This is a genomic window from Brevibacillus schisleri (assembly GCF_055685845.1).
In genome coordinates this window covers 1336202-1357488 of the sequence record NZ_JBVNDM010000001.1, presented here as the reverse complement: position 1 = coordinate 1357488, position 21287 = coordinate 1336202, and the positions used below count along the sequence as shown (strand labels likewise).

Below are 21287 nucleotides of genomic sequence, written 5' to 3'. Positions count from 1 at the left end.
CAGAGAGACATGACTACCGACAGCAATATGCCTGCTGTCGGTTTTTCTATTGGATCGCAGACAGCATGTTCTCCATGATTTCTTCACTCATCGGGCCGATGTATTTATTCTGGACCACGCCGTTCGAATCAATGATGTAGCTGGTCGGAATCGAAATGGCTTTGGACACATTCGCTACTTTTTTATCGGGATCGAGCAAGATCGGGAAGCTGATGCCGTACAACTTCACGAAATCCGCCACTACTTCCGGGCTCGTCTCCGTATCGGTCAGATTGACCCCGAGAATAACTACACCTTTTTCCTTGTTCTCTTCGTAGTAACGCTGCATGTCGGGGATTTCTGCGCGGCAAGGAGGACACCACGTCGCCCACAGATTGAGAATGACTTTTTTCCCGCGAAAATTGGACAGCTTGACCGTACCGCCACCTAACTGCTGCAATTCAAAATCCGGAGCGGTATTTCCTTTTTCCATTCCAATCTGCCCGTTGCCTTGCTCGCCAGATGAAGCGATGGGGTCCTGCCTGTTCAAGATTTCCGCATCGAAAATGCCCCATCCCAAAAGCCCCAGGAGTACGACAATCGCCCAAACATTATGATGCTTCTTCATCGGTCGCTCCCCCTAACGGCTTCACTCGCCTGGACAAAAAGAGCAGCAAGAGAGCGAAAGCATAGTACAAGAGCTGATCGCCGGAAAGTCCTGCAAACACAGCTTCTCGATTCGGAACAAAAAAGTGCACATAGACTTGGCTAATAGCAAACCACATTACGGGTGCAAGCCAAGCCACCAGATGAATGAGTCCTTCCTTTGCCCGATGCAGCCACCAAAGAAAGAAGGCGCATATGGCGATCTGCTGTACGTGATACCACATGCTGCTCTGTTCGAACACGACCGTGAGCAGCTGGTAAACGCCCGTTGCAGCAAGAAAACCTGTCGCCATTGCCAAGGCGACGAAATGAACAGGAATCGCTTTTTTTCGTACTGTCTTGGTGAGGTAGACGACAACTACCACGACCGCCAGCATGGCTCCGTTTTCTCCCCCAGAAAAATAAAGAATGGATGAGGGGTTCTCCAGCGCTTTGGAAAAATCAAACAGGATGTAGCTGAATTTCCAAACGAGAAAAGCCAGCACCAGTGCATGACTCAACAGCTCAATCACCGCTGACTTCCATTCCCTACTATGTGTAAGCTGAGCGGATATAGCCACAAAGCCGAGCGAAAGCGAAACAACGACCGCCAGCATGCTCATTTTCAACAAAAAGGGGCCTATTTGAAAAGCATCCGACATTTTCGTTTCCTCCTTTAGGAAAATGGCTTACTCTAGGGAAGACAAGTATTCAAACAACTATCACCATATCAGGAAATGGGGAATAAAGGAATGCTCACGAATATTTTTACTTTGCAGGAGCGCTATGCCCTTGCTTTTTCTACGCGAACCGAGCATCCACAAGTGCGCGTATATCGGGATGAATCGGTCCCGGACATGTATAGCCATAATTATACAGAAATCATGTCGGTGCCCACGCAAGACTGGCTACAAGCTTACATCGAGCAAGAGCTTCGGCGTGCCAAAGAGCAGCAGCTCGGCCACTTGAAGCTGGAATTGCACCCGTCGCTACCTTTTTCAGAAGAGTTCGTGTCTTTTGCGAACCAGCTTGGGTTTGAAGTGAATACGATGCTGTACATGCTCGCTCCGTTGGAGGTTGCCGATAAACTGGCGCCGAATCCACAATGCTCCGTTTTACGAGGGGATTCTACTGACGTCATGGAAGCAGGCATACGCTGCCTTACTGCTTATGATTCGGTTATGATCAATCCTGATTTTGCTGTCCGTAAAGCGAACCGGAAAAGAGAGGTCTATGAAACCGGTGAGATCATCCCGTATGTGTGCTTTGTCGATCAGGAGCCCGTCGGCGCATGTGAATGGCATCTTTACAAGGAGCTCGTTCGTATGGAGGAATTTTTTATACTGGATGCCTGGCAGCGTAGGGGACTCGGTACGGAAATCATTCGGGTCATGATGCAGGACGCCAAAAAGCTCGGCGCCACCCATATGTACTTGACGACCTATGCAGATGATACGCCACAAGAAATGTACAGAAAGCTCGGCTTTCAAGAGGTCGGGAGGCATTTGGAAATGATCTGGCGTAAAAACTAGAAAAAAAGCTCCCACCAAGTCGCTTAGTGGGAGCCATCCAATTTTTTGCGTTGAGCTACTCTTTTCTCTTGGTAAGTAGTGCTTCAGCCTCCCGATCTCTTCGGTCGGTTTCGCCATTTTTGGTCCATTGTAAAAATCGGTCGTCCAAAAGCTCTGCCAAAATTGCCCGTTTGTCCGTTTCGCTCACTGCCAGCGAGAGTACTTGTCTTCTCATGCTGCCGAGAAAAAGCGTGTAGTCTTCGTATTCCGGTCCCACCCAATCTTCGAGCTGGCGGCGCATTTTCTTTGCCAGACCCGGGTTGTTTCCACCTGTAGAGATCGCAATCTGCAAGTCTCCACGTGCAACGACAGATGGAACGGTAAAGGAACAGAGGTCTGGGCGATCAACGATATTGATCCACTGATGCGGACGACACGCTTCGTATACCGCCAGATTGACGGCGGGATCACTCGTCGCTGCGATGATGAGGACTGCCTCTTCGACGTCCTGTGGGGTAAAGCGGCGCAGTGCTACCGTCATTTTCTTGGCGTGTGCCCATTCAAGAATAGTTGCCGTACAGGAGGGACTCACAACGGTGACATCCGCACCAGCAGCAAGCAGACTGCCGATTTTCCGCTCGGCTACTTGCCCGCCACCGACCACCAAGCAACGCTTGTTTTGTAGATTGACCATCATGGCATAGTGCGTCACCAGCGTTCCCTCCCCCTCGGTTTCCTATGGCTGCACGTGCTCGATTCCAAGCGTAGCTTCAAACCAGTTTATTTTCTCACGCATCTTCACGACTTCACCGACCAGAATGATAGCTGGATTCGTGATGTGACTGTTTTGGGCCAAACGTTCCTCAATATCAGCCAAGGTACCCGTTACTACTGCTTGCTGCGGGAGTGTTCCCCACGAGATGACGGCTACTGGCGTATGTGGATCGCGTCCGTGCTTGATTAATTGGGTGCGGATCAACGGCAGGTTGGCGACTCCCATGTAAAAAGCAACTGTGTCGATGCCATTCGCGAGAGCACTCCATTTTTCTACCGCCAACTCCGGCTTGTCTTCGCGCAAATGTCCCGTCACGACAGCAAATGACGAGCCGTGATCGCGGTGTGTCACCGGAATACCCGCATACGCCGAGGCTGCAATTCCAGCTGTTACTCCCGGGACGATTTCAAAGGCAATTCCTCGCTCAGCCAAAAGCTGCGCTTCTTCTCCCGCACGACCAAACACACAAGGATCGCCGCCTTTTAGCCGTACGACGACTTTTCCTTCCAGCGCTTTTTCCGCTAACAGCTCGTTAATCGATTCCTGTCTCATCGTATGATGATCCGGCAGCTTGCCGCAGTAGATGCGTTCTGCCGTCTGTGGCGCGTACTCCAGCAAAGCTGGATTTGCCAGACGGTCATACACAACCACCTCTGCCTTTTGCAGGCATTCCATTCCTTTTACGGTAATCAGCTTTGGATCGCCAGGGCCAGCTCCTACGAGATAGACTTTCCCCGCGCCGCTCATCGGTCACTTACTCCTGCTGATGCAAATGTCGCCATCTCACGAACCATCCGTGTCGCTGCTTCCACGATTGGAAAAGCCAATGTTGCTCCGCTTCCTTCGCCCAGTCGCAATTTCAGGCTGAGCAGTGGCTCCTTGCCTAATTCTTGCAGGACAAAATCATGCCCTGGCTCCTCAGAACGGTGACCCGCGATCAAGTAATCTGCAACGAGTGGCTCCAATCGAACAGCAAGCAAAGCCGCTACCGTAGCGATAAAGCCGTCCAGCAGCACAGGGACACGACGAGAGGCTGCTCCCATGATCGCTCCAGCCATTGCCCCGATTTCCAGTCCGCCGACTTTTGCCAAAACGTCCAACGGATTGGTTGCATCCGGGCGATGCAAGGCAAGTGCTTCGCGAACAACTGTCTTTTTACGCTGCCAGCCTGCATCATCCAGCCCTGTTCCTCGTCCGACGATTTGCTCAGGATCAGCTCCGGTTAAGGCTGACAGAATCGCACTGCTGGCTGTCGTGTTGCCAATGCCCACTTCACCGACGATCAGGACTTTGGCGCCTTCTCCGATCATTGCTTCTGCCATCTCGAGGCCAACTGCGATGGAGCGTTGTGCTTCGTCTGCGGTCATCGCTGCTTCTTTCAGCATATTGCCCGATCCTGCCCTGATTTTCTTATGATAAACACCCGGTGCTTCGACCTCGACCGCTACACCGACATCTACGATTTTTTGAATGGCTCCGATTTGTCTGGCGAAGACGTTGACCCCAGCTCCACCATGAACCATATTCAGCACCATTTGCGCTGTCACTTCCTGCGGATAGGCAGAGACACCTTCCCGTGCCACACCGTGATCGGCCGCAAAAACAAGCACGCCCGGCGGTGTTACAACAGGCATGGTCTCACCTGTCATCCCAGCCAGCTCAATAGCCAATTGCTCCAGGCGACCAAGGCTGCCAAGCGGTTTGGTCAACTGATCCACATGCTGTCTCGTTTGCTCACTTGCTTCCTGATTTCGTGGCTCAATCGCCGGATAAATGACTGCCATTATACTTGCACCTCTTTTTCTTGAAAAGCCTTCATGTACTCTTCGATCGTATCCAACTTCACATGGCGACGAACGGTATCCGCCAACAGATCGTACCCCTGCTCTCGTAGAGCGACAAAAGATGGGCGATCCGTAATGGGTGAGAGTCCTTTTTGCTCACGGATGGCATTCAGCAACAGCGTGCGGAAGTGGTCATTGTGGAACAAGCCATGGAAATACGTGCCGATCAACTGCCGCTCCTCCTGACAATAGCCCTCCGTACGCCCCTCCATCTGGATAAAAGGAAAATCATTACACGAATAAGTCGATTGCCCCATGTGAATCTCGTAGCCTTCCACCGTCAGCTTTTCCTTCGCAAATACTGCTTCTCCACGGGACAAAACGGTCGTTTTCTTCTGCTCCATCGTCGTAATCATCGGGATAAGACCCAGCCCATCAAGCTGCTGCAATGGAGACTCGACCCCAGCAGGATCATGAATGGCTTCTCCCAACATTTGATAACCGCCGCACAAACCGACGATATATGTCTTCCCTTTATGATGAAGGTCTTTGACCGCCGCGGCAAGACCTGTCTCTCGTAAGAATTGCAAATCCTCGAGTGTATTCTTGCTGCCCGGCAAGACAATCAGGTCAGGTTCCCCCAGCTCTTCCAAACGTGTCACAAACCGCATCCGGCAATCCGGCTCTACAAAAAACGGGTCCACGTCTGTAAAGTTAGAAATTCGTGGGTAGCGCAAAACCGCAATGTCAATCTCCCGCGGTGTCTCACGCTGCCCTTGATAACGGTGCAAAATCAACGAGTCCTCCGCATCGATCCACAAGTCTGGAATAAATGGCACGACACCAAGGACAGGCTTGCCCGTATATTCCTCGAACCAGTCGAGTCCCGGCTGCAAAAGCGTCAAATCACCGCGAAAACGATTGATGATGACGCCGATCACGCGGTCCCGATCTTCGGGCTCGAGCAGTTGAAGGGTACCGACCAAGCTGGCAAACACTCCCCCTCGTTCGATATCTGCCACCAAAATGACGGGCGCATTCGTGAGACGAGCGACTCGCATATTGACGAGCTCACGGTCATTCAGATTGACCTCTGCCGGACTGCCAGCCCCTTCAATGACGATCCGCTCGTAGGAGCTAGCGAGTCGTTGATACGCTTCCTCAATGATCCGCAAGCCCTTGTCATAAAACTCCGTCCGATAGGCAAAAGCCTTCATGTTGCCGTATGGCTCGCCGTTAACGACAATTTGCGATTCGGAATCTCGTGTCGGCTTGATCAAAATGGGGTTCATGTCAGTCGTCGCCAGAATTCCTGCCGCCTCTGCCTGAACACCCTGTGCCCGCCCGATTTCTTTTCCATCCAGCGTCACGTAGGAATTCAGAGCCATATTTTGCGATTTGAACGGAGCTGTCTTGTAGCCATCTTGGGCAAAAATCCGGCACAGCGCTGTTGCAATCGCACTTTTTCCTGCATCCGAGCTGGTACCTTGCACCATCAATGGGAGGGTCTTAGGCACGCTCGGCCACCTCCGCGCAACGGCTCAGCCAACGTTCGACCAGGTCAGGATTGGAGCCGAAATGCAAGTGTGTATAGCCTGCGACCAGATTTTCTTGGACATAGCCCTCCGGTTTCGTACCGCGGAGCCCTTTCGTCTCATATGCTGCTGGCAGCTCTTGATCCGAAGCATACGTAGAGTAATGGAATTCATGCCCTTTTGCCTGTTCCTCTGTACCGATCAAAAAATTGCCTTCCTTGCCACGCACTTCCCGATAGCCAAGCGCTGCGAGCTTTTTCTGCATGGTCACCTTGCCTGGGATGAGCCCCACCATTGGATAGCTGTCGCCATCGGTTGTGACGATCGCCTCTGTCAAAAACATGTAGCCGCCGCACTCAGCCAAGGTAGGCAAGCCTTTTGTGATCGCTGATCGGATCGATTGTTTCACCGCTTCATTTTGCGATAGCTCTGCTGCAAACTCCTCCGGGAAGCCTCCCCCGATGTACAAGCCATCTGCGTCCTCAGGCACTCCCTCTCCGGCAAGCGGAGAAAAGAACGCGAGCTTCGCGCCATATGCTTCGAGCAGCTCCAGATTTTCCGGATAGTAAAAATGAAAAGCAGGGTCCTTCGCTACAGCAATGGTGACATTGGCAGATGCTTTTCGCGGAGCAAACAGCGCAGGTTCTGCTTGCAGCGGCTCTGCCTTTGCCAGTTCCCAGATTTGCTCCAAATCGACTGTCTCTGCGATCAAGTCAGCCAGCTTTTCAAACAAAGGAGTCAACTCTCCACGCTCGACAGATGGTACCAACCCGAGATGACGTTCCGGTATTTCCAGCTCATTCTCCCGTTTTAGATAGCCTACGACCGGAATCCCGCATTCCTGCTCGATCGCTGCCTTCACAATTTTGTGATGCCCTTCACTCCCGACCTTGTTCGCGATAACACCGACGATTCTCGCCTGTGGATTGAGCAGTTGAAAGCCTTTGACAATCGCAGCAGCACTGCGTGCCATGCTCTGGCAATTGACCACCAACAGAACCGGAGAGCCAGTCAAGATGCTGATTTCTGCCGTGCTGCCTTTATCGCTGGTCGCTTCCTTGCCATCGTACATGCCCATGACACCCTCGATAATCGAGATGTCAGCACCCTCGCTACCGCGGACAAAAATCTCCTTCACGATCTCGTGCTCCAGCATGAAGCTGTCCAGATTGCGCGAGGCTCTGCCGGTCACAGCCGTATGATACGTAGGATCGATGTAATCAGGTCCGCACTTGAAGCCCTGTACGGTATGCCCTTTTCTTTTCAGAGCAGCCATCAGTCCGATAGTAACGGTTGTCTTACCCGCTCCGCTGCCTGTTCCTGCAATCACAATACGGCGGCTGTCCGTCATGCGCGCTCCTCCTCATGATAGGGCATCAATCCGACCGAAATGGTGGTGTTGCCCGACTTCTTCTTGGTCAAAACGAGCTCGCCCGCGCCAGCGTACAGCTTCGCGGCAGGCTCACTCACTCCGTACGCTCCCGTGAACTTAAAGACGGTATCCGACGGATCGCTGATCTCTACCTGATTCAACTCTTCGGGCGAATACCAGACGAATGGCCAGCCGTATTTTTCGCAAACGGCGATTAGACCTGCTTCATCCTTTTTCAGCTCGATGGTCGCCAGTGCTTTTACACTTTTGATCGAAAATTGCAGTTCATCCAGCGTTTCCTTGATGACTGACTCGATCTCCTCAGCGGAGGTTCCCCGGTTGCACCCCATCCCGAGCACGATTACCTTCGGACGATAAAGGACGCCGTTGTCCAAAATCGATTGTTCCTCCGGTATGAGCAGGCGATGAGAAACGACAAGAGCAGCTTGCGGCTGATCGGCTTGTGCCTCAGCGATTGTCGCGTATTCCTTGATAGATGGTGGCATCGGTGTGTCATGCATCCACCAGTCGCGTTCACCGGATTCATTGATGACAGCTACGCGCTCCTCGTTTACGACAGAAGCACTAACAGGGGTCAGCTTTTCAGCGGAATCCCACTCCCAGCCAAAACGTCTACCGAATAGATCGACGGGAATCGTCTTTTGTACATCAGATGCTGTGGTGATAATCGGACGAGCCCCCATGACTGCCGCTACCTCGCGAGCTAGCTCATTGGCACCGCCCAAATGGCCAGACAGCACACTGATGACATTCTCCCCACGGTCATCGACGACGACGACACCTGGGTCTTTCTTTTTGTCTTCGAGCAAAGGTGCGATCATCCGAATAACCGCACCCAGTGAAATAATGATGATTAAACCTTTATAAGCAGGCCACAGAGCGGGAAACAGCATCCGGACACTGTTGGAAAACAGCTGGATGCCGCGCGCTTCCTCATCTCCGCGCTCGAACTTGCTCATGTAGTACAGGTCTGTCCCAGGGAATTTCTGTGCCAGATCGCGCGCCATCTCTACACCGTGCTTCGTGATCGCGACGATCGCATAGTCTCCGCGCTGCTCGATAACAGGGATTTCTCCCTCGATCAGTTCGATGATCTTCATTATTCCTTCACACCTTTTCTGAACCCGTGTGTAAAGGTTTTATCGTACAGCTTGGAACGGTATTGCTCGCTCTTGTCGTGGATGTTCGGGTCCAATGCCCAGCCAGCCAAAATCATCGCGTGTTTGCGAATACCGTTTTTGCCCATGTCTTCGTCCAAATTTTTCAGCGTGGTGCGAACGATCAATTGATCCGGCCAGCTTGCACGTTGTACGACTGCAACTGGTGTATCCTCGCTCCAGCCTGCATCGACCAGCTCACGGACTACTTTTTTCGTCAAAGTCGCGCTAAGGTACAGAGCCAACGTACAATGATGCTCAGCGAGCGCACGCAGCTTTTCTCTTTCAGGCACCGGTGTGCGACCTTCCGCGCGGGTGAGGATGATCGTCTGTGTCAGATCAGGAATCGTCAGCTCGGCTCCTACTGCTGCCGCTGCCGCAAATACTGAGCTCACACCTGGAACGATTTCTACCTCGATGCCTTTTTCTTTCAATAGGGCGATCTGTTCCATAATCGCGCCATAAATGGACGGATCACCTGTATGCAGGCGTACGACTGTTTTTCCGCTGCTAATCCGTTCTACCAATTGTTCTACCATTTCTTCCAATGCCATACCCGAGCTTTGCAGTACCTCGGCATTCGGATTGCTGAGCGCAACCAAATCCTCGTTCACGAGAGAGTCGGTATACATAATGACGTCTGCCTTTTGCAGCAGCTTCAAGCCTTTTACCGTAATCAAATCAGGGTCGCCGGGACCCGCTCCCACTATGTACAGTTTCATTATTTTTTCACCACCATCAGTGTAAGATAGCTAAGCTCTGCCCGCTCCAGTTCACGCATATCGGTCCAAACCATTTCCTCAGAGGAAGTGACCTTGGTCGCTACCGCTGCCTTTTCAGCCAGACCCATTTCTTTCAGCAAGCCAATGATCATTGGCAGTACCTTTGCTACCTTCAGGAACACGACGGTATCGTGGTTCTCAAGCGCTTTGCGCATGGCTTCCTTGTCTTCTGTTGCTGGGATGATGCCGATCTGTTCGTCCCCATCCGCCAACGGCAGATTGAAGCGGGAAGCTGCTCCCAGAAACGAAGAGACGCCTGGTACGGTCACGATTGGTACTTCCGGGTGCTCCTCATGCATGACGCGCATCATGTGAATGAACGTACTGTAAAACATCGGATCGCCTTCCGTTACAAAAGCAACATCCTTGCCTTCAGACAAACGCTCCCAAACGATCTCCACTGTGTTGTTCCACTCGCGCTCCAAAATTTCTTTGTCCCGCGTCATCGGGAATACGAGCCCAAGCATTTCCTTGTCTGGGGTCTGCACATACAGCTCTGCGATTTGATGCGCATAGCTTTTGCTGCCCATCCGTTTTTTCGGATACGCAACCACTGGTGATTGCTGTAATAGACGAAATGCCTTGACGGTAATCAATTCAGGGTCGCCGGGACCTACTCCCAGTCCGTACAATGTTCCGATCTTAGTCACTTGCTGTCTCCTCCTTGTTCTTCTGCCTGCTTGGCCCAGGCCGTAATGATGTAGATCGGATTCAATGCTTCAAAGCGCGTCAGGGACAAAATCGGCTTGCTGCGCGATAGCTGCGCCAGTGTCACCGATGTCTCGAATCCTTCTTGCGCGAATGCTTGTGTCGCTTCGTACAATGTCTCAATGGTCGCTGCATTCACCACGATCCGGCCATTCGGGCGCAGTCGTGTGCAGCAGATGTTCAACAGCTCGCGCAATTCTCCACCGCTGCCGCCGATAAATACGGCATCCGGGTCCGGGAACTCATCCAAGCCATGTGGGGCGCGTGCGTTAATCACTGTCAAATCCGTGCGAAACTTCGCCATGTTCTGGCGGCAGTTTTCCAGATCGTCCACGTTCTTCTCTACGCCGTACACTTCACCCTCACGCGCCATTCGTGCCGCTTCAATGGCGACAGAGCCTGTGCAGGTGCCGATGTCCCAGACGATGCTTTTCGCATGCAATTGCAACTGCGCAATGCTTAAAATGCGCACTTCCTTTTTCGTAATAAGTCCCTTGTCCGGCTTGCGCTGGGAGAACTCCTCGTCTGCGATTCCGAACGGCCACACCGGGCTTGGACGGCGTTTTTTCAAAATCACGACATTCAGATCAGAGAAGCTACCATCAGCCATTTCCTCAAGGGAATACCAGCCTGTCCGTTCTTCGGCACTTCCCAGATTCTCCGCCACGAACGCATCATACTCGGTCATCTGAAACGAAAGAAGGTACTTGGCAATTGCTGCTGGCGAGTTTTCCCGATCCGTCAAAAGAGCGACCTTATCCTTCCCGTCGATCCGTTGCGCCAGACCTTTGATACTGCGTCCGTGCACACTTGCCAATGTTGCATCCTGCCATGATTCGCCCATTTTGGCAAAAGCAAGCTGAATGGAGCTGAGGTGCGGGTAAATCTCCACGTTTAGCTTTTTGGAAAGTAAGCCGCCAATCCCGTAAAAGAGCGGATCGCCTGACGCCAGAATGACCGTCTTGCGTGTCTCTGTGCGTAGCTCTTCTACCATCGCGGTCAGTCCGCCCTTTAGTACACGCTTTTCTCCTGTATACTCCGGGAAAAAGCTGAGGTGCCGCTCTCCTCCAACCAACAGTTCACTTTCCTCTATCCAAGTCCGGTACAACGGCAGCAGGCTCTGCTGTCCATCATCCCCGATTCCAATTACTTTCATCGCCTGTGTCATTGATCGTCACCCTTCCCAACAGGGACCCTTTCATTGTGATGATGATGGTTTCGACCTCGATGCCGCCGCCCACTTCCTTAAGTGCAGCGCGACAGCAGTTTTCGCACATGATCTCAAAAAAGGCTGGTGTGTCCACCATCATATCGCCTACCTGCGAAGCGGTGTTGGCTCCCAAAATTTCGTCAATACGCTCCTGTGAAGCTCCTGCATCTGCTGCCATCTGAGCGAGGAAGCCGAAATCGACGGGTGCGCTTTTGGAATGAACCATCATGACGCCCTGCGCCACCTTGGAAAACTTGCCCATCATCCCGACCAAGGTCACTTTGCGCATCTTTTTGTTCTTGCACTGCTTGAGGGAAAAACCGACGAAATCGCCCATCTCCACGAATGCTTCTTCCGACAGCTCTGGATAAGTAGCTACCCCATAGGATTCACTCTTACCGCCCGTCGACAACACAATATGATCGCAGCCGGCTTCCTTGGCGACATTGACCGCTTGTGCCACGCTTGCCTTGTAGGCAGAAGTGGAAAACGGCACCACGATTCCACGCGTCCCCAAAATGGAGATGCCGCCGAGTATGCCGAGTCGTCCATTCAAGGTTTTTTTGGCGATTTCCTCACCCGCAGGCACGGAGATGACGATTTTGATCCCGCGCTGGGTCCCGTACTCATCCAGAACAGCCTGCACGGTTTCCCTGATCATTTTGCGCGGGACGGGATTGATCGCTGCTTCGCCAATCGGAACGGGCAACCCTGGCTTGGTCACCCGTCCCACACCGAGTCCGCCATCCAAAATAATCCCGGGCTCATCCGACCATTCCACCGTAGAGAGAATAAGGGCACCGTGTGTCGCGTCTGGGTCGTCTCCCCCATCCTTGATCGTGCTTGCGGTCGCCTTCTCCAATGAAAACTCGCAGCTCTCCATCTGAAAGGTGACGTCCTCACCGATTGGCAGGCGAATCGTCGCTTGGCTTTGCTCTTCCTGAGTAATCAGCGCGATCAAAGCAGCCTTGGTCGTCGCCGTTGCACATGATCCAGTCGTATATCCGTGGCGGAGGGGCTTTGCCTCTTTTTCGTCCGTTGCTGCTTTGGCTGCCATCTGCTTAGCCCAACCGTTCCGCCATAATTGAAATGGCATTCAATGCTGCTACCGTTACTGGGCTTCCGCCTTTACGTCCCATGTTTGTGATGAATGGGATATCGAGCTTCGCCAGCTCTTCCTTGGATTCTGCCGCGGATACGAAACCAACTGGCATCCCGATCACCAGACCTGGCTTTGCTTCGCCTTCCTTCACCATACGGATCAGCTCCAGGAGTGCCGTAGGTGCGTTTCCGATGCAAAAGATTCCACCATCTGCTTCCTTGATCGCTTTGCGCATGGAAATGATCGCACGAGTCGTATTCAGACGCTTCGCTTCTTCCATCACATCGCGATCAGAGATGTACACCTTTACTTCTCCACCGAATTTTTCAATGCGGTTTTTGCTGATGCCGACTTGCACCATCTGTACATCTGCTACGACGATTTTGCCGCTGCGGATCGCTTCGATTCCCGATTTTACTGCGTCCGGGTGGAAAACAAGGCTGCGTCCAAGATCAAAGTCTGCGGATGCGTGGATAACGCGTTGTACTACTGGATATTGTTCTTCTGTAAAGGAATGCTCGCCCAGCTCATCTGTAATGATTTGAAAGCTCAAGTCCTCAATCTCTTGCGGTTGTACGGTCATCGGTTTAAATTCCGTTTTGAAATCCATGGTTAGTTTCCTCCAGTCACTTGTTTGAGTTGAGTCAATACGCTTTCGAAATCTGAAAACTTCGTTCCATAATCGATCTTTGGACGACCGATGACGATTGTTTCGATGCCCATTTCCAGTGCCGCTTCCACCTTTTCATCAAAAGCACCTACTTTGCCGCTCTCCTTGGTGATCATCAGCGTGACACCATAATGCTCGTAGAGCGCTTTGTTCAGCTCCTTGGAAAAAGGGCCTTGCATCGCAACGATGTTTTTTTGCTCGACACCGAGCTCTTCGCATTTCTGCATATTGTCAAGACGCGGCAGCATGCGAGCTACCAGCGTCGTATCCGGTAGGCCCAACAGCCGATCCGTGAACGTCTTCAGCGTCTTGCTGCCTGTCGTCAGCATGATGACACCGCGCTTTTTTGCCGCCAGTTCAGCCGCTTGTACATAATCTTCTACTACAATCAGCTTTTCACTGCCCGGTGAGGAGAGGCTTTCCCGCTCGTAACGAATGTATGGGACTCCCGCTCCTTGGGCTCCTGCCATGGCGTTCTTGGAGGCTTCCTCTGCGAAGGGGTGACTCGCGTCGACTACGCATTGGACGGCTCTGTCTTGGATCAGCTGCTGAATATCGTCAGCAGTCAGGCGTCCGACCTGAACGGGCACACCCGCTTCCTCCATACTTTTCGCCGCATTGTCGGTGACGACTGTCGTCAACAGATCGTGGCCCTTGTCCTTGATTTGCAAAGCCAACTCGCGCGCGTCGCTCGTTCCAGCCAGTACCAGAATCATGCTGTCTTCCTCCTACTTGGTAACGTGGTCGTGCTTGTGATCATGCTTGTGGTCATGATCGTGGTCATGATCGTGGTCGTGGTCATGGTCGTGATGATGATGGTGACCATGGTGGTGATGATGTCCATGCTCGTCATCGTGGTGGTGATGGTGATGGTCGATATGCTCCATCGCCGCCAGCCTGTACTGACAGGTATCACAGTTCAGCTTCACTTCACCGTGCAACGCTTCTACCACACGATCCTTGAGCACTTCTTTCAACAACGGATGGAAGCCAAAATACTCGGCCATTTCGAACTGGGCTTCTGGATATTGCTCACGGAACTTCTCTAGCTGGTCGCTCATCCGTTTGATCAACACACCCGTGAACAAGAAATACGGCAAGAGTACGATGCGCTTCGCACCCAGCTTCAAGCAACGCTCAACGCCCTCGTCGTACAAGGGATATGTCACGCCCATGAAAGCGGTCTCTACCCACTTCGCTTTGTAGCGCTCCCAGAACAGTCGGGACATTTTGTAAATATCGCTATTGGCATCTGCATCGCTGCTGCCGCGCCCGATTACAAGTACAGCCAGGTCATCGTTGTCTTCCCCGGAGGCAAAGCCTGCCTCTTCCATGCGAGCGGTCAAAATATTGATGACTTCGTCGTGAATACCGATCGGGCGTCCGTAGATGAACTGAACGTGTGGGTGCAGCTCCTTCGCCTCATCGATAGCAGCTGGAATATGGATTTTTGCATGTCCGGCAGAGAACAGGATGATTGGAATCACCGCCACGCGGGTTGCTCCCCGAGCCACGCATGTATTCAAGCCTTGCAGCATGTCAGGACGGGCAAACTCCAGAAAGCACGTCTCGATAATCGGTACATCCAAGTCCGGTGTTAGCGTCGCCACAAACTGGCGAATCTCTTCATTGCCTTCCGGGTCCTTGCTTCCATGACCTACAAATAATACTGCGTCCATTTTATGTCCCCCTCGTTTTTAGTGGTGTTCTTGCATTAATCTCCGCATGCAGCATTCTCGATTTCAGCTTTGGCTGGCTCGTACCATGCAAAGCCCTCTAGCTCACCTACACGTTGGAAAAACTTGTGGAACCTTTCGTTCGGAAATGCGTCTTTTTTGAATCGGTTCACAATTCGCTCCACGAGTGGAACAATCTCTTCTTTTTCAATGCCTTCTGCTACCGGAATACCGGAGTGTGCATTGCGTCCCACCGTTTTGGCTCCCAGGAATAAATCGAACTTTCCTTTGCGGAATACGATCCCAATATCCTCTTGAACCGCGCCATAGCACGCCATCCCGCAGCCGTTGAAGCCGATCTTCAGTTCTTTTGGCATTTCTTTTCCACCCAGCTTTTGGTGCAGCTCCTCGGCATATGGGATGCTGTCTTTTTTCTCGCCGTCGCAGAAATCACACGCTTTTACCTGCAAAACGTCTCCGATCGGGCTGAGAATCAATCCAAGCTCTCGCAAACGGCTAGTGATGCTCTCTGGGTTGGCAGTCGGCACGCGCAAAATCATTTGGTGGTGTGGGGTGTATTCGATCTCGCCTTTTTCTCCTGCCACCTCGGCAATCGCCATCATTTGCAGCGGCGTGATTTTTTTATTGGCAACACCTGGACTTACCGCGCATTCAAAAATCATCTCTGGCGTAAAGGTAGACACCGGACGATTGACTTGACCTACAGCTGGCTTGGTTTCAATGCCTTTCGCTGTATTGATAGCCGTCAATGCCTCCATGGCCCATGCGAAAGGAGCTTTTGGTGCGGCTTCTTCTGTTACAGGCGGTGCTTCCAGTACTGCCGTGCTTGTTGCTACACGATTTGCTGGTTCTGTAGCAGGTACTCTATCCTCGGTAACGGCTACTGGTCTTTCTGTGTTCGGTGTTGCTGGTGTTGCTGGAGCTGACGCAAGGCTTTCCTCAGAGGCCTCGAGCGACCAAGGCTCATTTTCTACACGCAGACGCTGATGCGGCTTCAGTGGCTGCTCATCGGCAGACAGCGTGTATTTACGCTGGTAACCGCGCGGTGTAATCATTTTGCCGTCGTATACAAATGTCGATGTATTTCCGATAATCACGGTGGTCAACATGCCGATATCATGCTCCAGCATTTGGGCCAGGGTCGTCACGACAACCGTTTCGCGTTCGCGATAGGCACTTTTCACGATACCGACCGGCGTATCTGGTGAGCGATACTGCAAAAGAATGCGTTGCGCTTCGACAATCTGGCGTGTGCGTCGTCCGCTGCGCGGGTTGTACAACGCGATCACAAAGTCAGCCATCCCTGCTGCGTCAATCCGTTTGGCAATCAGTTCCCACGGCGTCAAGTGATCGCTCAGACTGATCGTGCATGCGTCGTGCATGATAGGTGCACCGAGAATCGCCCCACAGGAATTGATCGCCGAGATGCCCGGTACGATTTCGATGGGTACGCCGTTTGCTTCTGTCCAGCCTTTTTCCACCAACACCTCGTATACGAGACCTGCCATCCCGTAAACACCTGAGTCTCCACTGGAAATGACCGCTACCTTTTTACCTTCCTCTTCCGCCTGACGTACAGCTTCCCGTGCACGCGCTACTTCTTCCGTCATCCCTGTGCTGACGATTTGCTGATTCGTCAAAAGTCCACGGATTAAATCTACGTAGGTGGAATAGCCGATAATGACATCGGACTCTTGCAGGGCTTCCCGCGCCCGCTTAGTGATATGTTCAAAACTCCCTGGACCAAACCCGATCACAAACAACTTGCCGCTCATAAGGCCCCTCCCCTTTTCGCTTCCTGTTTATAATAAAATCGATATCATCACGCTTACGAGCAGACATAAGAGCGAAACGAGATACATCAAACGAATCGTCGCGACAATATCACTTGCCTGCAATGGTCGTTTCGCATCTCCCATTTTTGCCCGATTCGATGCAACGCCTTGGTAATAATTCAAACCCCCGAGCTGCACGCCTAATGCACCAGCGACTCCGGCTTCCGGCAAACCGCTGTTTGGACTCGGATGCAAGTGCGCATCTCTTCTGATCATTGCCCAGCACTGCTTCCCATCCAATCGCTGCAGCCAGCTTGCGGCGACGAGCAACAAAGCCGTCAAACGGGCGGGTATGTAGTTCAGTACATCGTCAAAGCGGGCAGACGCCCAACCGAGATTCAGATACTTCTCGTTTTTATAGCCAACCATGGAATCGAGGGTGTTGGCGGCACGATACGCCATTGCCAACGGTGCTCCCCCAATCGCTGCGAAAATCAACGGAGAGACGATCGCATCGACGATGTTTTCCGCCACGGTTTCTACCGCTCCCCTACATACTTCCGGTTCATCTAGTCGCTCCGTATCACGTCCGACTACCATGGACAAGGAGCGTCTCGCCGCTTCCATGTCCCCAGCCACAAGATGACGGGCAATCTCCATCCCGGCATCGGCCAAGCCTTTTGTCGCGATCGTCGTAGAAATCAACCAGGCACCCAATATCCAGGCAAGCACCGGATGGATAAACGTCGCTCCCCACAGAATCAGCCAAACGACAGCGTAGCTTCCCCCAACGATCACGAGCGGGAACAGGACTCCTGCCAGCTTCAAATGCGACTCCTCTTTGACGAGAGAACGTATGACGCGTTCCAATCGTGTAATCCACCAGCCCATGATGATCACTGGATGCGGCAAGCTCCGGGGGTCACCTACCACCCGATCAATCAAGTATGCCGCGCATAATATCCATACTTCTGTCATGTTGTCCCTCTCTTACTCTTCAGGGGTTGTGCCATCCAACTCTTCTCTTCCGCATCCAAGCATTCCGCTACCAGCGCCTCTCCATGCTTCATGCCGTCGACCTGCCAATATTGGTCAGGATTGTTTTCGAGCCAGGCGGCCTGGAACCAGCGGATCACGCCGCCATGTGTGACGATGACGACTGTATCGGATGCCTCCTCCTTGCCCGCTCTCTCCAACAAGGAACGTAGCCAACGATCCACGCGCTTCCCTAGCTCTTCCAGACTCTCCCCTTGTGGAGGTCGATTTCGAAAAGGATCGTCGTACCAACTCGTGGCCCGCACAGGGTCCGACTGCATCAGCTCATCGTAGGTCATCAGCTCCCACTCGCCAAAAGACAGCTCTCTCAAAGCTGGCTCCGAAATAATCGATAGCCCCCAAGCAGCTGCGAGTGGTTCGGCAGTCTGCATGCATCTGAGCAGGTCACTCGAGTAAATCGCAGCAGGTCGCCGGATCAGCACTGGTAATTCCTTGGTCAAATCACTCGCGTGCAGATAACCGCGCTCATTCAAAGCAACGTCGCTATGCCCCAAATATCGATGCTCTCGATTGCTGTCTGTCTCCCCGTGACGTATCCAAACCAGTTTCATAACCACCAGCTCCCGACTAACACCAACAGAACGACCGCTTCACTGCTTTCGATAACAGCCCCGTAGCAGTCTCCATTTAAACCGCCCAGTTTTTTTGCAACCGAGCGTGAAAACCATAGAGCGAACAACAGCGACAGGAAAATAGCTGTCATGACTTGCAAGCCCCCAAGATACCATCCTGCTGCAAAGACGATGATGTAGCTCACGATGATAGAGGAAACGGAAAGCCCGGAACTGATGCCTTTTCCGATTCCTTTGTCCGCCGAAAGATACGGCCAGAGCTTGATCGACAATAGTACATGTGTCCGCGCTGCTACTGGCGCTACGATCAAAAAGCTGCCCCATCCCGGATGTGCGAGCTCTGCGACCGCACCCGCCTTGATCAGCAACAGCATAATCGAAGCAAGTACGCCCATCGCACCAACGCGACTGTCCTTCATAATCGCAAGGATTTGCTCTCGCGGCCTGCTACTGCCAAGACCGTCCGCGAGGTCCATCCACCCATCCATATGAAGACCACCGGTCACGTAGACCCATGCGATCAGTGTCAAAATAGCGGCGATCCATGGACTAAACAGCACCAGTCCTGCCTGATGCACACCCCATAGCAATAAACCGATGACCAAACCAACCGCGGGATACCAGTTGACGCTTGTTCTCCACGCCTCCTCAGAAGGACGAAGCCACGGGACCGGAATACGCGTAAAAAACGAGATCGCGTGTAAAAATGCATTCATCCTTTGATCCTCCACGGTATCCCCGACAAAACCGCGTAGACGGCGTCCGCTTGTCGTGCACTTCTCTGATTGACATCGCCCAGCACATCCGCGAACCATCTGCCCAAACGACTCAAGGCTACACCGCCCAATCCGACCTCGCTTGTGACAGCAATGACTTTTTGCGGGGAATTCTGAACGAGGGTCAGCCACGCCTCTGCCTCCTGCAGCAGGGCTTGCGTGTGTGAAGCACTTCTCCATTCCGACTCATCCACGCTCATCAATCGATTACTCACCCAAGTGGACAGACAATCGATCAACACCACATCATACTGCTCACGAAATGCGTGGTAATCGGTTAATCGCTCTCCTACCTCCACACAGCCCCATTCCAGCGGACGACGTGCCTGATGCTGCTCGATTCTCTGCTTCATTTCATCATCCCAAGCCTTGCCTGTCGCCACGTACAGGACTCGACTGCCCAACGTCATCGCGAGCTCTTCCGCGTAGCGGCTTTTTCCTGAACGGACACCGCCTGTTACCAGCACCAAGCTCATCGCTGTTCACTTCCTTCCGCATGGACCTCGCGAAGCGCTACCAAAAGTCGTTCATTTTCCTCTCGTCCACGCACTGCGATTCTCACATCATGGGCCGTCAAACCGGGATACATCGCACAATTGCGGATCAGAACGCCTTTTTTGCCGAGTCGTGCCTGCAATTGCTCAGCTGGCAATCCTTCTGACGAGCGCAGTAGCAAAAAGTTTGCCTCCGAAGGCCATACCTGCCAGCCCAACTCACTACAGATGCAATCAGTCAAATACGCACGTTCTGTTTTGATGAGCCTGCGCGTCTGTTCCTCGTATGCCTGCTCCTGCAAGCACAGTTCTCCTGCCAAAAGGGCCAGGGCATTCACGCTCCAGCTCACTTGCTTTTGGCGCATTTTCGCAATGACATCCGGGTGCGCAATCGCATAGCCCAAGCGCAATCCCGGGATCGCGTACATTTTCGTCATCGAGCGCATCAAAATCACACGAGGAAAGTGCTCCAGCTGCGTCGCCAATGTATACTGCCGCTCTTCCTCCACAAAATCGAGAAAAGCCTCGTCCACGATGAGCCACGTATTGGTCTCTTGCGTCCATTCCGCCATTTGGCGCAGCTCTTCCGGTTGATACAGGATTCCTGTCGGATTATTAGGTGACCCGACAAATACGAGATCCGTCTGCGTGAAAAGTGTATACAGCTCTTCAGGATCGGGCTTGTACCCGTTCGCTTCCTTCCCGAAGCAGCCAATGACACGAGCTCCATACTGCTCGGAAAGTTGCGCGTATTCCGAAAAGCAAGGATACACCACACCAACTGTTTGCGGCGAAAGACCGAGGATGGCCAGCGCCATTGCCTCCGCTGCACCATTCGCAGGCAGCAACCATTCCTCCGACATTTGCAGCCGTTTCGCCAGCGCACGTCGAAACACACGATGTCCAGGGTCTGGGTAATGCGCGACAGCAGCCAACGAAGCCAGTAGCATCTCACGGACGCTTCGTGGCATCCCCAGCGGATTAATATTGGCACTGTAATCCAGAAGCTGCCCAGGCTCTCGACCAAAGCGCTGCGCTGCGGTCAGCAGGTCTCCACCATGACCGAACGTCTCTATTACACCTGCGCTTGTCAAAACTCTACCCCCAGCACAGCTGGAATCCCTTCATCGTAGTAATGCTTGATTGGCTTCATCTCTGTCACCAGATCTGCGATGTCTAGGATCTCCTGCTTTGCTGCCCGTCCCGTAATCACGAGGTGGATATGACTTGGCCTATTTTGAATCGCTTCCAACACAGCGGACAATGGCAGCACATCGTCAATCGGGAAGCGGTCAATCGCCAATGCATTATTCAGCTCATCCAGAATGACGACATCGTACGCTCCGGAAGAGAGCTTTTCGCTTGCAAACGCCCAAGCTTCCTTCAATGCCTCACGATGCTCCTCCGGTGTCTTTGTCCAGGTGAAGCCGACGCCCATTTGCACGATTTCAATGCCCAATTTATCAAAAATAATCTTTTCTCCGTATGTTCGCTCCGGCGACTTGATGAATTGAACCATCAGCACCTTTTTCCCGCGCCCTGTCGCCCGTACAGCCAATCCGACTGCTGCTGTCGTTTTTCCTTTGCCGTCCCCTGTGTAAACGAGGGTCAAGCCCCGCTTCTTATCGTTTTTCTCCATCCTGACCACCTCAAAAAGTGACGTATT

23 protein-coding genes are annotated in these 21287 nt (G+C 52.7%); 1 reads left to right on the top strand and 22 read right to left on the bottom strand.

Annotated elements, in window-relative coordinates; genetic code table 11:
• Nucleotides 1-46: 46 nt before the first annotated feature.
• Both ACUUHJ_RS07000 and ACUUHJ_RS06995 read right to left on the bottom strand, forming a co-directional pair.
• Nucleotides 47-607: a peroxiredoxin family protein gene (locus ACUUHJ_RS07000; RefSeq protein ID WP_289676621.1), complete on the bottom strand. Its 561-nt coding sequence runs from the start codon at nucleotides 605-607 to the stop codon at nucleotides 47-49.
• Nucleotides 591-1286: a hypothetical protein gene (locus ACUUHJ_RS06995; RefSeq protein WP_289676620.1), complete on the bottom strand. Its 696-nt coding sequence runs from the start codon at nucleotides 1284-1286 to the stop codon at nucleotides 591-593. Before ACUUHJ_RS06995 ends, ACUUHJ_RS07000 begins: the two co-directional genes overlap by 17 nt.
• Before the next feature lie 90 nt (nucleotides 1287-1376).
• On the opposite strand from ACUUHJ_RS06995, the gene ACUUHJ_RS06990 reads away from it, so the two are divergent.
• Complete coding sequence (locus ACUUHJ_RS06990) at nucleotides 1377-2156, top strand: GNAT family N-acetyltransferase (protein ID WP_064201787.1); 780 nt, start codon at nucleotides 1377-1379, stop codon at nucleotides 2154-2156.
• Between the two features lie 55 nt (nucleotides 2157-2211).
• Here the strand turns inward: ACUUHJ_RS06990 and ACUUHJ_RS06985 are convergent, their stop codons facing one another.
• Genes ACUUHJ_RS06985 through cobO form a run of 20 tightly spaced genes read right to left on the bottom strand, consistent with a single transcriptional unit; the run spans nucleotide 2212 to nucleotide 21260 of the window.
• Entirely contained in the window at nucleotides 2212-2847 is a 636-nt protein-coding gene (locus ACUUHJ_RS06985) for a precorrin-2 dehydrogenase/sirohydrochlorin ferrochelatase family protein (RefSeq protein ID WP_289676619.1), read from the bottom strand.
• A 24-nt stretch (nucleotides 2848-2871) separates the two neighbouring features.
• Entirely contained in the window at nucleotides 2872-3657 is a 786-nt protein-coding gene (gene cobA, locus ACUUHJ_RS06980; protein WP_289676618.1) for a uroporphyrinogen-III C-methyltransferase, read from the bottom strand.
• Nucleotides 3654-4694, bottom strand: coding sequence for a nicotinate-nucleotide--dimethylbenzimidazole phosphoribosyltransferase (cobT, locus tag ACUUHJ_RS06975; RefSeq protein WP_289676617.1), 1041 nt, complete (start codon nucleotides 4692-4694; stop codon nucleotides 3654-3656). The genes cobA and cobT overlap by 4 nt, the downstream gene beginning before the upstream one ends.
• Nucleotides 4694-6211 carry a cobyric acid synthase gene (locus ACUUHJ_RS06970; RefSeq protein WP_472298525.1) on the bottom strand — a complete coding sequence of 506 codons (1518 nt, stop codon included), beginning with the start codon at nucleotides 6209-6211 and terminating at the stop codon, nucleotides 4694-4696. The genes cobT and ACUUHJ_RS06970 overlap by 1 nt, the downstream gene beginning before the upstream one ends.
• On the bottom strand, nucleotides 6204-7580 hold the full coding sequence (locus tag ACUUHJ_RS06965) for a cobyrinate a,c-diamide synthase (protein ID WP_289676615.1): 1377 nt from the start codon (nucleotides 7578-7580) through the stop codon (nucleotides 6204-6206). Before ACUUHJ_RS06965 ends, ACUUHJ_RS06970 begins: the two co-directional genes overlap by 8 nt.
• Nucleotides 7577-8722 carry a cobalt-precorrin 5A hydrolase gene (locus tag ACUUHJ_RS06960; protein WP_472298524.1) on the bottom strand — a complete coding sequence of 382 codons (1146 nt, stop codon included), beginning with the start codon at nucleotides 8720-8722 and terminating at the stop codon, nucleotides 7577-7579. Before ACUUHJ_RS06960 ends, ACUUHJ_RS06965 begins: the two co-directional genes overlap by 4 nt.
• Entirely contained in the window at nucleotides 8722-9501 is a 780-nt protein-coding gene (gene cobM / locus ACUUHJ_RS06955) for a precorrin-4 C(11)-methyltransferase (protein ID WP_289676611.1), read from the bottom strand. Before cobM ends, ACUUHJ_RS06960 begins: the two co-directional genes overlap by 1 nt.
• Complete coding sequence (cobI, locus tag ACUUHJ_RS06950; RefSeq protein ID WP_016741771.1) at nucleotides 9501-10211, bottom strand: precorrin-2 C(20)-methyltransferase; 711 nt, start codon at nucleotides 10209-10211, stop codon at nucleotides 9501-9503. Before cobI ends, cobM begins: the two co-directional genes overlap by 1 nt.
• Nucleotides 10208-11437 carry a precorrin-6y C5,15-methyltransferase (decarboxylating) subunit CbiE gene (gene cbiE, locus ACUUHJ_RS06945; protein ID WP_406798196.1) on the bottom strand — a complete coding sequence of 410 codons (1230 nt, stop codon included), beginning with the start codon at nucleotides 11435-11437 and terminating at the stop codon, nucleotides 10208-10210. Before cbiE ends, cobI begins: the two co-directional genes overlap by 4 nt.
• Complete coding sequence (locus ACUUHJ_RS06940) at nucleotides 11400-12536, bottom strand: cobalt-precorrin-5B (C(1))-methyltransferase (protein WP_289678046.1); 1137 nt, start codon at nucleotides 12534-12536, stop codon at nucleotides 11400-11402. Before ACUUHJ_RS06940 ends, cbiE begins: the two co-directional genes overlap by 38 nt.
• 4 nt (nucleotides 12537-12540) lie before the next feature.
• Nucleotides 12541-13191 carry a precorrin-8X methylmutase gene (locus ACUUHJ_RS06935; protein WP_012684976.1) on the bottom strand — a complete coding sequence of 217 codons (651 nt, stop codon included), beginning with the start codon at nucleotides 13189-13191 and terminating at the stop codon, nucleotides 12541-12543.
• A 2-nt stretch (nucleotides 13192-13193) separates the two neighbouring features.
• Nucleotides 13194-13967, bottom strand: coding sequence for a precorrin-6A reductase (gene cobK / locus ACUUHJ_RS06930; RefSeq protein ID WP_472298523.1), 774 nt, complete (start codon nucleotides 13965-13967; stop codon nucleotides 13194-13196).
• 12 nt (nucleotides 13968-13979) lie between these two features.
• Nucleotides 13980-14930, bottom strand: coding sequence for a sirohydrochlorin chelatase (locus ACUUHJ_RS06925; protein ID WP_472298522.1), 951 nt, complete (start codon nucleotides 14928-14930; stop codon nucleotides 13980-13982).
• 35 nt (nucleotides 14931-14965) lie between these two features.
• Nucleotides 14966-16723 (bottom strand): precorrin-3B C(17)-methyltransferase, encoded by a 1758-nt coding sequence (gene cobJ / locus ACUUHJ_RS06920; RefSeq protein WP_472298521.1) that lies wholly within the window; start codon nucleotides 16721-16723, stop codon nucleotides 14966-14968.
• Between the two features lie 27 nt (nucleotides 16724-16750).
• The gene (cbiB, locus tag ACUUHJ_RS06915; protein WP_289676606.1) at nucleotides 16751-17701 is read right to left on the bottom strand and encodes an adenosylcobinamide-phosphate synthase CbiB; all 951 of its coding nucleotides are present in this window, start codon (nucleotides 17699-17701) and stop codon (nucleotides 16751-16753) included.
• Entirely contained in the window at nucleotides 17698-18330 is a 633-nt protein-coding gene (locus tag ACUUHJ_RS06910) for a histidine phosphatase family protein (RefSeq protein WP_472298520.1), read from the bottom strand. The genes cbiB and ACUUHJ_RS06910 overlap by 4 nt, the downstream gene beginning before the upstream one ends.
• Nucleotides 18327-19067: an adenosylcobinamide-GDP ribazoletransferase gene (gene cobS / locus ACUUHJ_RS06905; protein ID WP_472298519.1), complete on the bottom strand. Its 741-nt coding sequence runs from the start codon at nucleotides 19065-19067 to the stop codon at nucleotides 18327-18329. The genes ACUUHJ_RS06910 and cobS overlap by 4 nt, the downstream gene beginning before the upstream one ends.
• Nucleotides 19064-19603, bottom strand: a complete 540-nt coding sequence (gene cobU, locus ACUUHJ_RS06900; protein WP_472298518.1) for a bifunctional adenosylcobinamide kinase/adenosylcobinamide-phosphate guanylyltransferase — start codon at nucleotides 19601-19603, stop codon at nucleotides 19064-19066. The genes cobS and cobU overlap by 4 nt, the downstream gene beginning before the upstream one ends.
• Entirely contained in the window at nucleotides 19600-20715 is a 1116-nt protein-coding gene (gene cobD, locus ACUUHJ_RS06895) for a threonine-phosphate decarboxylase CobD (RefSeq protein WP_472298517.1), read from the bottom strand. The genes cobU and cobD overlap by 4 nt, the downstream gene beginning before the upstream one ends.
• A complete protein-coding gene (cobO, locus tag ACUUHJ_RS06890; protein WP_012684967.1) occupies nucleotides 20712-21260 on the bottom strand; it encodes a cob(I)yrinic acid a,c-diamide adenosyltransferase in 549 nt (182 codons plus the stop codon). The genes cobD and cobO overlap by 4 nt, the downstream gene beginning before the upstream one ends.
• Between the last annotated feature and the right edge of the window lie 27 nt (nucleotides 21261-21287).